The 16,645-nt window shown below is 77.6% G+C and carries 1 protein-coding gene; it reads right to left on the minus strand.

The annotated features are described in order from the left end of the window. Positions 1-28: 28 nt before the first annotated feature. The gene (locus ACZ47G_RS16505; protein WP_465743184.1) at positions 29-16,501 is read right to left on the minus strand and encodes an SDR family NAD(P)-dependent oxidoreductase; all 16,473 of its coding nucleotides are present in this window, start codon (positions 16,499-16,501) and stop codon (positions 29-31) included. Positions 16,502-16,645: the final 144 nt, after the last annotated feature.

A 16,645-nucleotide genomic window follows, 5' to 3' on the forward strand; every position in this document is an offset into this window, starting at 1 on the left:
GGTACGGGCCGCGTCGGACGGGGTGGACTCAGGCGAGGCCGAGTTCGCGGTCGATCAGGTCGAACATCTCGTCGTCGGTGGTGTCGTCGAGCGCGTCGTCCGGACCGTCGGCGGCCGCGGGCGACTCGGTCGCGTCGCCGTCGAGCCGCCACTGGAGGCTCTTGAGGCGGGCGAGCAGCCGGGTGCGGGAGTCGGCGTCCAGTTCGGTGCCGGAGAGCGCGCTCTCCAGCTGGTCGAGTTCGGTGAAGACGGGCCGGGCGGGCTCGGCCGTGCCGGTGGGTGCGCCGACCAGGTCGCGCAGGCGCCCGGCGAGGGCGGTGGGCGACGGGTGGTCGAAGATCGTCGTGGTGGGCAGCCGCAGGCCGAGTTCGGCGTTGAGCCGGTTGCGCAGTTCGACGGCGGTCAGGGAGGACATGCCGAGGTCGAGGAAGCCGCGCTCGGGTTCGACGGCCTCGGGCGAGCCGTGGCCGAGGACGGCGGCGAGGTGGCCGACGACGACGTCCAGCAGCAGCTTCTCCTGCTGGGCGACGGCGAGCCCGGACAGCCGGTCCAGCACTCCCGGTTCGCCGCTCGCCGGGTTCCCGGCCGGACCGGCGGCGGTGCGCCGGGCGGCGGCACGGCGGGGCGCCAGTTCGGCGAGGAGCGGCGGGGCGCCGGCCGTGCCGAGGGCGTGCCGGTCGAGCCGGATCGGGGCCAGGTGCGGCCGGTGCACGCCGGCGGCGGCGTCGAGCAGGGCGAGGCCCTGGACGGCCGTGAGCGGCAGCATGCCGGAGCGCGTGAAGCGGGCGATGTCCACGGCGTCCAGCGTGGACGTCATTCCACTCGATTCTCCCCAGTATCCCCAGGCGAGGGAGACGGCCGGGCGGCCCTCGACGCGGCGGCGGTGGGCCAGGGCGTCGAGGAAGGCGTTGGCGGCCGCGTAGTTGGCCTGGCCGGGGCCGCCGGCCGTGGCGGCGAAGGAGGAGAACAGGACGAAGGCGGAGAGGTCCAGGTGCCCGGTCGCCTGGTGGAGGTTCCAGGCGGCGTCCACCTTGGGGCGCAGCACCTCGGCGAGCTGGTCTTCCGTCAGGCTTTCGAGCAGTCCGTCGTGCAGGACGCCGGCGGCGTGCACGACGCCGGTGAGCGGGTGCTCGGCGGGGACGGTGGCGAGGAGCGCGTCGAGGGCGGCGCGGTCGGCGGTGTCGCAGGCGGCGACGCGGGCCTCGGCGCCGAGGGCCGTCAGGTCGGCGAGGAGTTCGGCCGCGCCGGGGGCGTCCGGTCCGCGGCGGCCGGTGAGCAGCAGGTGGCGGACGCCGTGCGCGGTGACGAGGTGGCGAGCGACGAGGGCGCCCAGGGTGCCGGTGCCGCCGGTGATCAGCACGGTTCCCGCCGGGTTCCAGGACCACGCCGGGCCGTCTCCGGCACCGTCCACCGGGCGCAGCCGGGGTGCCGTCACCTCGCCGCCGCGGACGGTCAGGCGCGGCTCGTCGGGGACGGCGAGGGCGGTGGGCAGGGCCGCGTCGGAGGCCGGGTCGCCGTCGAGGTCGACGAGGAGGAAGCGGCCGGGGTTCTCGGACTGGGCGGAGCGCAGGAGTCCGTGGGCCGCCGTCTGGGCGAGGTCGGTGCCGTCGTCGGCCGGGGTCGCGGCCTCGGCGCCGTGGGTGAGCAGCGCGAGGCGGGCGTCGGCGAGCCGGGGCTCGCCGAGCCAGGCGCGGGCGAGGCCGTGGGCGGCCCGGACGGCGCGGTGGGCGCCGGTGACGGGGTCGCCGCCGTCGGTCGCGGTGAGGCGGTGGACGACGGTGGCGGGTGCGGGCTCGCCGGCGTCGAGGGCGGCGGTGAGGGCGGCGAGGTCGGCGTAGCGGCGGGCCCCGAGGGCGGTGGCGAGCGCGTCGTCGCCGCCGAGGACGGCCACGGCCTCGGGGTCGGCTCCGGACCCGGCGCTGCCGGGCGCCGGGATCCAGTCGACCGCGTAGAGCGGGTCGGCCGCCGGGGCGAGGTGCTCGGCCGCGATCGGGCGGACGGTGACGGCCCCGGCGGTGAGCACGGGGGCGCCGTCGGCGTCGGCGGCGGTGAGCGCGTGGCTGCCGTCGGCGGCCGGGGTGAGCCGGACCCGGAGCAGGGCCGCGCCGGTGGCGTGGACGGTGACGTCGCGCCAGTCGGCGGGCTGAGCGGGCTCGGTGCCGCCGGGGAGGGCGGCGAGCAGGGCCTGGAGCAGGCCCGGGTGGACCCGGAAGCCGGCCGTCTCGGTGTGGTGCTGCTCGGGCAGGGCGACCTCGGCGAACAGTTCGTCGCCGCGCCGCCAACGGGCCAGGACGGTGCGGAACCGCTCGCCGTACTCGCCGTACTCGCCGTGCTCGGCGCTCTCGGGCTGCACGGGGTCGGTCGCCCGGGCGCCGGCGGGGGGCCAGGCGGCCGGCGACGTGCCGTCGGCGCTGGCGGCGGCGCTGCCGTCGGCGCTGGCGTCGGCGCTGCCGTCGGCGCTGTCACCGGTGCTGGCGGCGGTCAGGACGCCGTCGGCGTGGCGGGTCCACAGGGTGTCGTCGGGCGCGCCGGTCGGTCGGGCGTGGACGGCGAGGGCCCGTCGGCCGTCGGCGTCGGCGGGGCCCACGGCGAGCTGGAGGTCGACGGTGCCGTGCTCGGGCAGGGTCAGCGGGGTGAGCTCGGTGAGCTCGGCGACGCCCGGGCAGCCGGCCTCGTCCCCGGCCCGCACGGCCCAGTCGAGCAACGCGGTGCCCGGGACGACGGCGGTGCCGCGCACCCGGTGGTCGGCCGTCCAGGGGTGGGTCGTGGTGCCGATCCGGCCGGTGAGCAGCACGGTGTCGGTGCCGGCGGGGCGGACGACACCGTCCAGCCCGCAGGGTTCGAGGGGTGTGCCGGTGCCGGCGGCGTCCTGGGCCAGCCAGTAGCGGCGGCGCTGGAAGGCGTAGCCGGGCAGGTCGACGGTCCGGCCGCCGGTGAGGACGGGCCGCCAGTCGATCCGCACGCCCCGGACGTGGGCCTCGGCGAGGGAGGTCAGCAGCCGGGCGGGGCCGCCGTCCTCGCGCCGGACGGTGCCGAGCACGACGGCCTGGGCGCCCGCTTCGGCGGCGGTGTCCTCGACGGCCATGGCGAGCACGGGGTGTGGGCTGCATTCGAGGAAGGCGTCGTGGCCCTGGGCGAGCAGGGCGCGGACGGACTCCTCCAGGCGGACGGTCTGCCGCAGGTTCCGGTACCAGTAGCCGGCGTCGAGCGGGGTGTCGCCGAGCCAGTCGGCGGTGACGGTGGAGAAGAACGGGATGCGGGCCTCGCGCGTGGTCAGCCCGGCGAGTTCGGCGCGGAGCGTCTCCTCGATCCGCTCGACCTGGGCGGAGTGGGAGGCGTAGTCGACGGGGATGCGCTTGGCCCGGACGCCGTCTCGGGCGCAGCCGGCCAGCAGGTCGTCGAGGGCCGCGGTCTCGCCGGAGACGACGACGCCGGACGGGCCGTTGGCGGCGGCCACCGAGATCCGGCCGCCGTAGGGCTCGATCCGGGCGAGGACGTCGGCGTGGGCCCGCGGGACGGACACCATGCCGCCGTGGCCGGAGAGGCCGCGGGCGATGGCCTGGCTGCGCAGGGCGACGACCTTGGCGCCGTCCTCCAGGGAGAGCGCGCCGGCCACGCAGGCGGCGGCGATCTCGCCCTGGGAGTGGCCGAGGACGGCGGCCGGGGTGACACCGTGGGCCTGCCAGCAGGCGGCGAGCGCGATCATGGTGGCCCACAGGGCGGGCTGGGCGACGTCGACGCGGTCGAGTGACGGCGCGTCGGCCCCGCCGCGCAGGGCGGCTTCCAGGGACCAGTCCGTCCAGGGCGCGAGGGCCCGTTCGCAGGCGGCGATCCGCTCGGCGAACTCCGGTGCGGTGTCGAGCAGTTCGGCGCCCATGCCGGCCCACTGGGAGCCCTGGCCGGGGAAGACCAGGACGACCCGGCGGTCCCGCCCGGCGCCGTGCCGGCCGGTGACGAGTGCCGGGGCGGGCGTGCCGTCGGCGAGCGCGGCGAGGCCGGCCCGCAGGTCCTCGGTGTCGGTGCCGACGACGACCGCGCGGTGCTCCAGGAGGGCGCGGCCGGTGGCCAGGGAGTGGGCGAGGTCGAGCGGTGCGGTGGCCGCGCCGTCGAGGTGGCCGAGCAGGGCGCGGGCCTGGCCGCGCAGGGCCTCGGCGCTGCGGGCGGAGAGCAGCCAGGGCAGGGCGGGGCGCTCGGGCGCGGGGGCCGGTTCGGGCTCCTGCGGGGACTCCGCTCGGGGGGCCTGTTCGAGGATCACGTGGGCGTTGGTGCCGCTGAGGCCGAAGGAGGAGACGCCGGCCCGCCGGGGCCGTCCGGTGGCGGGCCAGTCGCGGGCCTCGGTGAGCAGCTCGACGGCGCCCTGCGTCCAGTCGACGTGGCTGGTGGGCCGGTCGATGTGGAGGCTCTGCGGGAGGGCGGCGTGCCGCAGGGCGAGGACGGTGCGCAGGACGCCGGCCACGCCCGCGGCGGCCTGGGTGTGGCCGAGGTTGGACTTCACCGAGCCGACGAGGAGCGGGTGTTCGCGGTCCTGGCCGTAGGTGGCGAGGAGGGCCTGGGCCTCGATCGGGTCGCCGAGGCGGGTGCCGGTGCCGTGCGCCTCGACGGCGTCCACCTCGGCGGGCGTCAGACCGGCGTCGGCCAGGGCGGCCCGGATCACCCGCTGCTGGGACGGGCCGTTCGGCGCGCTGAGCCCGTTGCTGGCACCGTCCTGGTTGACGGCCGAGCCGCGGACGACGGCCAGCACCGGGTGCCCGTTGCGCCGGGCGTCCGAGAGCCGCTCGACGAGCAGCACGCCGACGCCCTCGGAGAAACCGGTCCCGTCGGCGGCGTCGGCGAACGGCTTGCAGCGGCCGTCGAGGGCCAGCCCGCGCTGGCGGGCGAAGTCGACCGGGATCATCGGCGTCGACATGACGGTGACGCCGCCCGCGAGGGCGAGCGTGCACTCGCCGCCGCGCAGCGCGCGGACCGCGAGGTGGAGCGCCACCAGGGAGGACGAGCAGGCGGTGTCGACGGTGACCGCCGGGCCCTCCAGGCCGAGGGTGTAGGCGACCCGGCCGGAGATCACGCTCGCCGCGTTGCCGGTGCTGAGGTACGGCGCGGCCTCGTCGGGGACGCGGGTGACCCGGTCGAGGTAGTCGCTGGAGGACAGGCCGGCGAACACCCCGGTACGGCTGCCGCGCAGCGTGCCGGGGTCGATGCCGGCCCGTTCGACGGCCTCCCAGGCGGTCTCCAGGAGCAGCCGCTGCTGCGGGTCCATCGCGAGGGCCTCGTTGGGGCTGACGCCGAAGAAGGCGGCGTCGAAGCCGGCGGCGTCGGTGAGGAAGCCGCCCTCGCGGGTGCGGGAGGAGTCGGGGTGGTCGGGGATGCCGTCGTACAGGCGGTCGAGGTCCCAGCCGCGGTCGGCGGGGAAGGGGGCGATCGCGTCGGTGCCGGCGGAGAGCAGGGTCCACAGGTCCTCGGGGGTCGCGACGCCGCCGGGGAAGCGGCAGGCCATGCCGACGACGGCGATCGGCTCGTCGGCGGCCCGCACCGCGGCGCCGGTCCCGGTCGCCCCGCCGGTGCCGGTGCCGGTGCCGGTGAGGCCGTCGGCCAGGTGTCCGGCGAGCGCCCCGGGGGTGGGGTGGTCGAACACCAGGGTCGCCGGCAGCCGCAGGCCGGTCGCGGAGTTGAGGCGGTTGCGCAGTTCCACGGCGGTCAGCGAGTCCAGGCCGAGGTCGCGGAACGGCCGCGCGGCGTGGACCTGCTCGGCCGAGGAGTGGCCGAGGACGGCCGCGGTGCAGCCGCTCACCAGGTCGAGCAGCGCCGCGGCGCGGTCGGCCGCGGTGAGCCCGGCGAGGCGGGCGCGCAGCCCGTCGGCGGCCTGGGCGCCCTGCGCGGTGCGGCGGGCCGGGGCGCGCACCAGGGAGCGCAGCAGGGCGGGGAGTTCGGCCGCGCCGCGCGAGCGCAGGGCGGCGGTGTCGAGGCGGACCGGGACGAGCAGGGCGCGGTGGTCGGCGAGGGCGGCGTCGAACAGGGCGAGACCGTCGGGGGTGCTGAGGGTGAGCGCGCCGGACTGTTCGGCGCGGGCCCGGTCGGTCGCGCCGAGGTGGGCGGTCATGGTGCTGGCCTGGGCCCACAGGCCCCAGGCGAGGGCGGTGGTGGGCAGGCCGGTGACCCGGCGGTGCTGGGCGAGCGCGTCGAGCCAGGCGTTGGCGGCGGCGTAGTTGCCCTGGCCGGGCGAGCCGAAGACACCGGCGGCGGAGGAGAACAGCACGAGGTCGGCGAGGTCGAGGCCGCGGGTGAGCTCGTGCAGGTGGCGGGCGGCGTCGGCCTTGGGGCGCAGCACGGCGGCGAGCCGGTCGGGCGTCAGGCCTTCGACCACGCCGTCGTCGAGGACGCCGGCCGCGTGGACGACGGCGGTGAGCGGGTGCTCGGCGGGCACGGCGGCCAGCAGCGCGGCCAGGGCGGCGCGGTCCGCGGTGTCGCAGGCGGCGAGGGTGACCTCGGCGCCGAGGGCGGTCAGTTCCTCGGCCAGGGCCGCCGCGCCGGGGGCGTCGGGGCCGCTGCGGCCGGCCAGCAGCAGATGCCGCGCGCCGCGCGCGGTGACCAGGTGGCGGGCCAGTTCGGCGCCGAGGGTGCCGGTGCCGCCGGTGATCAGGACGGTGCCGTCGGCGTCCCAGGGGCGCGGCACGGTGAGCACGATCTTGCCGGTGTGCCGGGCCTGGGCCATGTACCGGAAGGCCTCTCGGGCGCGGGTGACGTCCCAGCAGGTGAGCGGGAGGGGGCGCAGGGCACCCTGCTCGAACAGCTCGACCAGGTCGGCGAGCATCCGGCCGATCCGCTCGGGCCCGGCCTCCTGGAGGACGAAGGCCCGGTAGTGGGCGCCGTGGTGGGCGGCGGCGACCTCGTCGGGGTCGCGGACGTCGGTCCGGCCCATCTCGATCAGCCGTCCGCCGGGCCCGAGGAGGCGCAGCGAGGCGTCGACGTACTCCCCGGCGAGGGAGTTGAGGACGACGTCCACCCCTTCGCCGCCGGTGGCGGTGCGGAAGCGCTCCTCGAAGTCGAGGGTGCGGGAGGAGGCGATGGCGGTGTCGGGCAGGCCGTCGGCGCGCAGCAGGTGCTGCTTGGACGCGCTCGCGGTGCCGTAGACCTCGGCGCCCCAGAGCCGGGCGAGCTGGGTCGCGGCCATGCCGACGCCGCCGGTCGCGGCGTGGACGAGGAGGCGTTCGCCGGGCCGGAGGTCCGCGAGGTCGCGCAGCGCGTAGTACGCGGTGAGGAAGACCACGGGCACGGACGCGGCCTGGGCGAAGGTCCAGCCCCGGGGGACGCGGGCGAGCAGGCGGTGGTCGGTGACGGCGAGCGGGCCGAACCCGCCGGGGATCATGCCCATGACGCGGTCGCCGACGGCGAGTCCGGTGACGCCGGGGCCGAGTTCGCGCACGACGCCGGCGGCCTCGGAGCCGAGGAAGCGGGCGCCGCCCGGGTACATGTCGAGGGCGTTGAGGACGTCGCGGAAGTTGAGGCCGGCGGCCCGGACCTCGATCCGGACCTCGCCCTCGGCGAGCGGCGCGGCCACGTCGGGGCTCGGCAGGAGTTCGAGGTTGTCGACGGTGCCCTTGGCGCGGATGTCGAGCCGCCACGGGCCGTCGGGCACGGGCAGCGGCTCCGCGGTGTGGGCGCGGGCCAGCCGGGGGGCGTGGGCGGTGCCGTGGCGCAGCGCGAGCCGGGGTTCCCCGGTGGCGAGCGCGGCGGGCAGGGCGCGCCAGGAGGCCGGGTCGTCGTCCAGGTCGGCGAGGACGATCCGGCCGGGGTGCTCGCTCTGGGCGGAGCGGACCAGGCCGTGGACGGCGGCGGCGGGCAGGTCGTGGACGTCCTCGGCGGGGTCGGCGGCGACGGCGCGGCGGGTGGTCACGAGCAGGGTGGCGTCGGGACGGGCGTCGGCGAGCCAGGTCTGCAGGACGGCGAGGGCGAGTTCGAGCGCGGGCAGGGGTTCGTCGCCGCTGAGCTCGACGAGCGTCAGCGCGGCGTCGGTGTCCGCGTCGGCGTCAGTGTCCGTGTCGGCGTCGGCGTCTTCGGCGAGGGTGACGCCCGCCTCGGCGAGGGCCGCCGCGTGGGCGGGCGGCTCACCGAGGACGGCCCAGCGGGCGGGGGCCGGGCCCGGCTCGGGGAGGGTCAGGGCCGGCCAGTCCAGGTGGAAGAGCGCCTCGCGGGCCACCCGGGCGGCCGGGTCGAGGGCGCCCTCGGCGAGCGGGCGCACGGCCAGCGCCTCGATGGCGGCCACCGGCCGGCCGGCCGGGTCGGCCATCGTGACGGACACCGCGTCGGGCCCGGCCGGGGTGAGCGTCACGCGCAGCGCGGTGGCACCGCCGGCGTGCAGGGTGACGCCGGTCCAGGCGAACGGCAGCCCGGGGCGGCCCTTCAGCGGGCCGAGGCCTGCGGGGTGCAGGGCGGCGTCGAGGAGGGCGGGGTGCAGGCCGTAGCGGGCGGCGTCGGCGCGGGCCGGCGCGGGCAACTCGACCTCGGCGTGGACGGCGGTGCCGAGCCGCCAGGCGGCGCGCACGCCCTGGAACACCGGGCCGTAGCCGTAGCCCTGCTCGCGCAGGCCCGGATAGAAGCCGCCCACGTCGATCGGCTCGGCGCCGGCGGGCGGCCAGGCGGCGGAAGCGGGCGCGGGCTCGGCCCCGGCGGGGGTGCGGTCGGGGGCGACGGAGCCGTCGGCGTGCCGGGTCCAGCCCTCCGGCGCGTCCGGGTCGGCCGGGCGGGTGTGCAGCGCGACCGGGCGCCGGCCGGTGTCGTCCGGGGCGCCGACCTCGATCTGCACCTGGAGCGCGCCGCGCTCGGGCAGCAGGACGGGCGCGTGCAGGGTCAGTTCCTCGATGCGCCCGCAGCCGAGTTCGTCACCGGCCCGGACGACCGCTTCGACCAGCGCCGCCCCGGGCACCACGACGGTACCCGCGACGGCGTGGTCGGCGAGCCACGGGTGGGTGTGCAGCGACCACCGGGCGGTGGCCACCAGCCCGCCGCCCTGGGCGAGTTCGACGGCGGCGCCGAGCAGCGGGTGCTCCGGCGCCGCGAGGCCGGCCGTGGTGACGTCGCCGCCCGTCGTGCCCGGACGCGGCCAGTAGCGCTGCCGCTGGAACGGGTACGTGGGCAGCTCGGTGGCGCGCGCGCCGGTGCCGGCGAACAGGCGGTCCCGGTCCACCCGGGCGCCGTGGTTGCGGGCGTCGGCCAGGGCGAGGAGGAAGCGGCCGGGGCCGCCCTCGTCGCGGCGCAGCGTGCCGAGGGCGGCGGCGGGCAGGCCGCTGTCCTCGATCGTCTCCTGGACGCCGGTGGTCACCACGGGGTGCGGGCTGACCTCGACGAACACCCGGTGGCCCGCGGCCAGCAGGGTGCGGGTGGCCTGCTCGAACTCCACGGTGTGGCGCAGGTTGCGGTACCAGTAGGCGGCGTCCAGCCCGGCCGTGTCGATCACCGCACCGGTGACGGTCGAGCAGAACGGGACGTCGGCGCTGCGCGGGGCGATCGGGGCGAGGAGGTCGAGCAGCTCGTGCTCGATGCGCTCGACGTGCGCGGAGTGCGAGGCGTAGTCGACGGGGATCCGGCGGGCCCGCACACCGGTCCGCTCGCAGTCGGCGACCAGCTCGTCCAGGGCCTCGGGATCGCCCGAGACCACCACCGAGCCGGGGCCGTTGACGGCGGCGACGGAGACGCGTCCGTCCCGGCGCGCCAGGCGCTCACGGACGGCCGTGACCGGTTCGGCCACCGACACCATGCCGCCGAGGCCCGCGAGCCGCCGGATCGCCCGGCTGCGCAGGGCGACGACCCGGGCGGCGTCATCGAGGGAGAGCGCGCCGGCCACGCAGGCGGCCGCGATCTCGCCCTGCGAGTGGCCGAGCACGGCGGCCGGTTCGACGCCGTGCGCGCGCCACAGCTCGGCCAGCGACACCATGACGGCGAACAGCACGGGCTGCACGACGTCGACCCGGTCGAAGCCGGGCGCCCCGGGCTCGCCGCGCAGCACGGCCGTCGCCGACCAGTCGGTGAACGGCTCCAGCGCCGTCGCGCACTCGGCGAAGCGCTGCGCGAACACCGGTGAGGTGTCGAGGAGTTCGACGGCCATGCCGGCCCACTGCGCGCCCTGGCCGGGGAAGACGAAGACCGGTGCGCCCTCCCCCGCGGCCTGTCCCACCAGGACGGCGGGGGTGGCGCGGTCGTCGGCGAGCGCGTCCAGGCCGTCCAGCAGCCCGGCCCGGTCGGGCGCGACGACGGCGGCCCGGTGCTCCAGGGCGGCGCGGGTCGTGACCAGGGAGCGGGCGACGTCGTCGAGGGCGGGCTCGGCCGCCCGGACGTGGGCGGCGAGGCGGCGGGCCTGCGCGCGCACGGCTTCGGGGGTCCGGGCGGACAGCAGCCAGGGCAGCGGGCGGGCGCCGGCCGGGCGCTCGGGCAGCGGCTCGGGCAATGCCTCGGGCAGCGGTTCGGGCGCGGGGGCCGCTTCGAGGATCACATGGGCGTTGGTCCCGCTGACGCCGAACGAGGACACACCGGCGCGCGGCGGCCGTCCGGTCTCGGGCCAGGCCCGGGCCTCGCTCAGCAGCTCGACGGCGCCCTCCGTCCAGTCGACCTGCGTGGTCGGCTCGTCGATGTGCAGCGACCTCGGCAGTTCGCCGTGCCGCATCGCGAGCACGGTCTTCATCACGCCCGCCACCCCGGCGGCGGCCTGGGTGTGGCCGAGATTGGACTTCACCGAGCCCAGCAGCAGCGGGAGTTCGCGGTCCTGGCCGTAGGTGGCGAGGAGGGCCTGGGCCTCGATCGGGTCGCCGAGGCGGGTGCCGGTGCCGTGCGCCTCGACGGCGTCGACCTCGGCGGGTGTCAGACCGGCGTCGGCCAGGGCGGCCCGGATCACCCGCTGCTGGGACGGGCCGTTGGGCGCCGTCAGGCCGTTGGAGGCGCCGTCCTGGTTGACCGCGGAGCCGCGCACGACGGCCAGGACCGGGTGCCCGAGCCGCCGCGCGTCCGAGAGCCGCTCGACCAGCAGCACGCCGACGCCCTCGGCCCAGCCCGTCCCGTCGGCGGCGGCGGCGAACGGCTTGCAGCGGCCGTCGGGGGCCAGGCCTCGCTGGCGGGAGAACTCGACGAACACCTGCGGCGTGGACATCACCGTCACGCCGCCCGCCAGCGCGAGCGAGCACTCGCCCCGGCGCAGGGCCTGGGCGGCCAGGTGCAGGGCGACCAGCGAGGACGAGCACGCGGTGTCGACCGTGACGGCCGGGCCCTCCAGACCGAGGGTGTAGGAGATGCGGCCGGAGATCACGCTCGCCGCGTTGCCCGTCATCACGTGCCCGGCGACGCCCTCCCTGGCCGGGTCCAGCAGCAGGTGGTAGTCCTGGAAGTTCGAGCCGACGAACACCCCGGTCCGGGAGGCGCGCAGTGCCCCGGGGTCGATGCCGGAGCGCTCCACCGCCTCCCAGACGGTCTCCAGCAGGAGCCGCTGCTGGGGGTCCATCGCGAGGGCCTCGCGGGGGGAGATGCCGAAGAAGGCGGCGTCGAAGTCGGCGGGCGCCGTGAGGAACGCGCCCTCGGCGACGTAGCTGGTGCCCTCGTGGTCCGGGTCGGGGTGGTGCAGGCGGTCGGTGTCCCAGCCCCGGTCCGCCGGGAACGGGCCCACCGCGTCGCGGCCCTCGGCCAGCAGCCGCCAGAGGTCCTCCGGCGATTCGATGCCGCCGGGGAAGCGGCAGGCCATCGCGACGATCGCGATCGGCTCGTCGGCCGCGAGGGCGGTGGCGGGGGAGAGGACTCCGAACGTCTCGCCCGCAGCCGGGCCCGCGAGCTCGGCGCACAGATGGGCGGCGACGGCGGCCGGTGTCGGCCGGTCGAACAGCAGGGTGGCGGGCAGACGCAGGCCGGTCGCGGCCGTGAGCCGGTTGCGCAGCTCGACCGCCGTCAGCGAGTCGAAGCCGAGCTCCCGGAACGCCCGGCCGGCGTCCACCGTCGCGGTGGAGACGTGCCCGAGGACGGCGGCGGCCTCGGTGCGGACCAGCTCCAGCAGCAGGCGTTCCTGCTCCTCGGCACCGCGCCCGCGCAGCCGATCGGCCAGTGGGGACCCGGTGGTCGTGGTGGCGACGGCGCCCGGGTGGACCGTGCGACGCGCCTCGGGCAGCTCCGCGATCAGCGCGCTCGGCCGGGCGGCGGTGAGCACGGGGGCGAGCGCGCTCCAGTCGACGTCCGCCACCGTGAGGCCGGAGGCGTCCGCCTGCACGGCCCGGCGCAGCGCGGCGACCGCCCGCTCCGGGTCCATCGGGGCGAGCCCGCTGCGCCGCATCCGCCCGGTGAGGCCCGGGTGGTCCCCCGCCATGCCGTCCCCGGCCCAGGGGCCCCAGGCGACGGCGGTGGCGGGCAGCCCGGCGGCGCGGCGGTGCTCGGCGAGGGCGTCGAGGTAGGCGTTGGCGGCGGCGTAGTTGGCCTGGCCGGGGTTGCCGAGGACGCCGGTGATCGAGGAGAACAGGACGAACAGCGCCAGGTCGTGCCCGGCCGTCAGCTCGTGCAGGTTGCGGGCGGAGGCGGCCTTGGCCCGGAGCACGGTGTCGAAGCGGTCGGCGGTGAGGCTCTCCAGCACGCCGTCGTCGAGGACGCCGGCGGCGTGGACGACGCCGGCCAGCGGGTACTCGGCGGGCACGGCGGCGAGCAGGGCGGCGAGCGCGTCGCGGTCGGCGACGTCGCAGGCGGTGATGGTGACGCGGGCGCCGAGGGCGGCCAGCTCGTCGCCCAGCTCCGGCGCTCCGGGGGCCCCGGGGCCACGGCGGCCGACCAGGAGGAGGTGTTCGGCACCGGCCCGGGCCAGCCAGCGGGCGACGTGGGCGCCGAGGGCACCGGTGCCGCCGGTGACGAGCAGGGTGCCCCGGGGGGCGGCCCAGCCGTCGGGAGCGGCCCAGCCGTCGGGGGCGTCCGGCCCGGGCGTCGCACCGCCCGGGTCGGCGGTCGGCACGGCCCGGCCCACCGCCTCCTGCTCCTCCACCACGGAACGCGGCAGCGCCGCCGCGCGGCCGGGCACCGACGGGAGGTGACGGCGGGTCAGGCGGCGGGCGTGGGCGCCGGAGCCGCGCAGGGCGAGCTGGTCCTCGGCCGTCTGGGCGAGGAGGCCGGCCAGCCGGACGGCGGTGCGGGCGTCGGGGGCGGCGGGCAGGTCGATCAGGCCGCCCCAGCGCTGCGGGTGCTCCAGCGCGGCCACCCGGCCGAGGCCCCACAGCTGCGCCTGCTCGGGCTCGCTCACCCGGTCCGCGCCCTCGGCGGCGACGGCGCCCCGGGTGAGGCACCAGAGCCTCGCCGGTCCTCCGGCGGCCTCCAGGGTGCGCAGCAGTTCGACGGTCGCGGGCAGGTAGCGGGGGACGAGGCGGTGGTCGGGGTGCGGCCGCCCGTCGGCGGCGAGGAAGGACAGGACACCGACGGGCGGCTCGGCGGGGGCGTCCGCGAGCACCGCGGCCAGGGCCTCCGTCCCGGCCACCCGCTCGATCCGCAGCCCGCGCTCGGCGAGGGCGTCGACGGCGGCGGCGGCCCAGTCGGCCGCGTCGCCCGCCGGGATGACGGCGAGCCAACGGCCGGGCGGGACGACGTCGGTGAGGCCGCGCACGGGCACCCAGCTCGTCCCGTACGTCCACCCGTCCAGCGCGCCGAGCAGGCGCCGCTGCCCGCGCCAGGAGGCCAGGACGGGCAGCAGGCGGTCCAGCGAGGCCTCGGCGGACTCCTCCGCGATCCCGAGGACGGCGGACGCCTCCCGCAGGTCCCCGGCTTCGACGGCCGTCCAGAACGCGTCCTCGACCGGATCGGCCGAGGGTGCGACCGCGTCCCGGCGCTGGAGTTCGGGCAGCCAGTAGCGCTGCCGCTGGAACGCGTAGGTGGGCAGGTCGACGCGGCGGCCACCGGATCCGGCGAGCACCGCCGCCCAGTCCGGGCCCGCGCCGCGCACATGCAGGCGGGCGAGGGCTTCCAGGAGGGCCGGCTCCTCGGGACGGTCCTTGCGGAGCGCGGCGGCCGAGGCCGCTTCGGCGGGCAGCGACTCGGCCGCCATCGCGGTGAGGACGCCGTCCGGGCCGAGTTCGAGGAAGCGGGTGACACCGGCGGCGTGCAGCGTACGGATGCCGTCGGCGAAGCGGACGGCCTCGCGGACGTGGCGTACCCAGTAGTCGGGAGTGGTGACGTCTGCGCCGAGTTCACCGGTGAGGTTGGAGACCAGCGGGATCGAAGGGGCCTGGTACCTCAGGCCGTTGAGGACTTCGCGGAAGTCCGCCAGCATCGGGTCCATCAGCGGGGAGTGGAACGCGTGCGAGACCCGCAGTCGCGTGGTCTTGCGGTCGGCGAAGTGCTGGTGAACCGCCCCGACGGCCTCCTCCGTACCCGAGACGACGATCGAGCGCGGGCCGTTGACGGCGGCGATCGAGACGAACTCGCCCAGCAACGGCAGGACTTCCTCCTCCGTCGCCTGCACGGCGAGCATCGCACCACCCGACGGCAGCGCCTGCATCAACCGACCACGAGCACTCACCAACGCGCACGCGTCCTCCAGTGAGAACACCCCCGCCACGTGCGCCGCCGCGACCTCACCGATCGAGTGCCCGGCCACGAACTCCGGCCGCACACCCAGCGATTCGAGCAGCCGGTACAGCGCCACCTCGACCGCGAACAACCCCGCCTGGGCGTACTCCGTCCGGTTCAGCAGCTCCGCGTCCGAACCCCACACCACCTCCCGCAGCGCCGGGTCGAGCGCCCCGCACACCTCGTCGAAGGCCCGGGCGAACACCGGAAACCGGGCGGACAACTCCCGCCCCATACCCAGCCGTTGCGACCCCTGACCGGAGAACAGGAACGCCGTCGCCCCCTTCTCCGCCGCGCCCGTCACCAGTCCCGCTCCCCCGCCCCCGGCTGCCAGGGCGTCCAGGGCGCGCAGGCGCTCCTCCGGGTCCGCCGAGACGACGACGGCCCGGTGGGCCATGGCGGCCCGGCCGGTCGCCAGGGAGTACGCGACGTCGGCCGGGTCGAGCGGCTCGCGCGTCCGCAGGTGGGCGGCCAGGCGTCCGGCCTGGGCCCGCAGGGCCGTCCCGTCGTGCGCCGACAGCACCCAGGGCAGCGCCGCCCCGGGAACCACCGCAGGCGCGACGTCCCCGACCGGCTCCGCCGGCGCCGCCTCCAGCACCACGTGCGCGTTGGTACCGCTCACGCCGAAGGAGGACACGGCCGCGCGCCGGGGCCACGCGTTGGCGGGCCATTCCCGGGCCTCGCCCAGGAGTTCGGCAGTACCGGCACTCCAGTCGACGTGCGGGGTGGGGGCGTCGAGGTGCAGGGTGCGCGGCAGCAGACCGTGCCGCATCGCGAGTACCGTCTTGATCACCCCGGCCACGCCGGAGGCCGCCTGGGTGTGGCCGGTGTTGGACTTCAACGCCCCGATCAGCAAAGGCCGTTCCCGGCCCTGACCGTAGGCCGAGAGCAGGGCCTGGGCCTCGATCGGGTCGCCGAGGCGGGTGCCGGTGCCGTGCGCCTCGACGACGTCCACCTCGGCGGGCGTCAGACCGGCGTCGGCCAGCGCGGCCCGGATCACCCGCTGCTGGGACGGCCCGTTGGGCGCCGTCAGCCCGTTGGACGCACCGTCCTGGTTGACGGCCGAGCCGCGCACCACGGCCAGCACCGGGTGCCCGAGGCGCCGCGCGTCCGAGAGCCGCTCGACCAGCAGCACGGCCGCGCCCTCGCTCCACGCGGTGCCGTCGGCCGCCGCCGCGAAGGGCTTGCACCGGCCGTCGGCGGCGAGGCCGCCCTGCCGGGAGAACTCGGTGAACATCTGCGGGCTCGACATCACCGTCACGCCGCCCGCGAGCGCGAGGGTGCACTCGCCGCGGCGCAGCGACTGGACGGCGAGGTGCAGGGCGACCAGCGAGGAGGAGCACGCGGTGTCCACCGTGACGGCCGGGCCCTCCAGGCCGAGGACGTAGGAGATGCGGCCGGAGGCGACGCTGACGGTGTTGCCGGTCAGGAGGTGCCCGGCGGCGGTCTCGGCGACCTGGCCACCGGCGGTCGAGGCGCTGTCGTAGCCGCCGTGGCCGGCGCCGACGAACACCCCGGTCTGGGTGCCGGTCAGCGTACCGGGGTCGATGCCGGCCCGTTCGACGGCCTCCCAGGCCGTCTCCAGGAGGATCCGCTGCTGGGGGTCCATCGCGAGGGCCTCGCGCGGCGAGATGCCGAAGAAGGCGGCGTCGAACTCGCCGGCGTCGTGCAGGAAGCCGCTCTCGCGGGAGGTGACGGCGCCCTCGGGCAGGTCCCAGCCGCGGTCGGCGGGGAAGGCGGAGACGGCGTCGACGCCGTCGCGCACCAGGTCCCACAGCTCCTCCGGGGAGGCGACCCCGCCCGGCAGCCGGCAGGCCATGCCGACCACGGCGATCGGCTCCCGGTGCTGCTCGGTCGCCTCGCGGAGCTGTTCGCGGGTCTCGTGGAGGTCCGCGATCGCCCGCTTCAGGTAGTCGCGGAGCTTGTCTTCGTTCGACATCGGGACGTCAACCTCTCCGGGGGTCTGCCAGGGAACGCCGCGCGGGAGGGCCCGCGCCCGGACGCCCGGTTCGGCGGCGCGCGCGAACTCCTGACGTCGGGTCCGACCCGTCGCCCGCCCAGTCTCGCCACGGACGGCCCCGGT

Source organism: Kitasatospora sp. NPDC030952 (assembly GCF_055571335.1).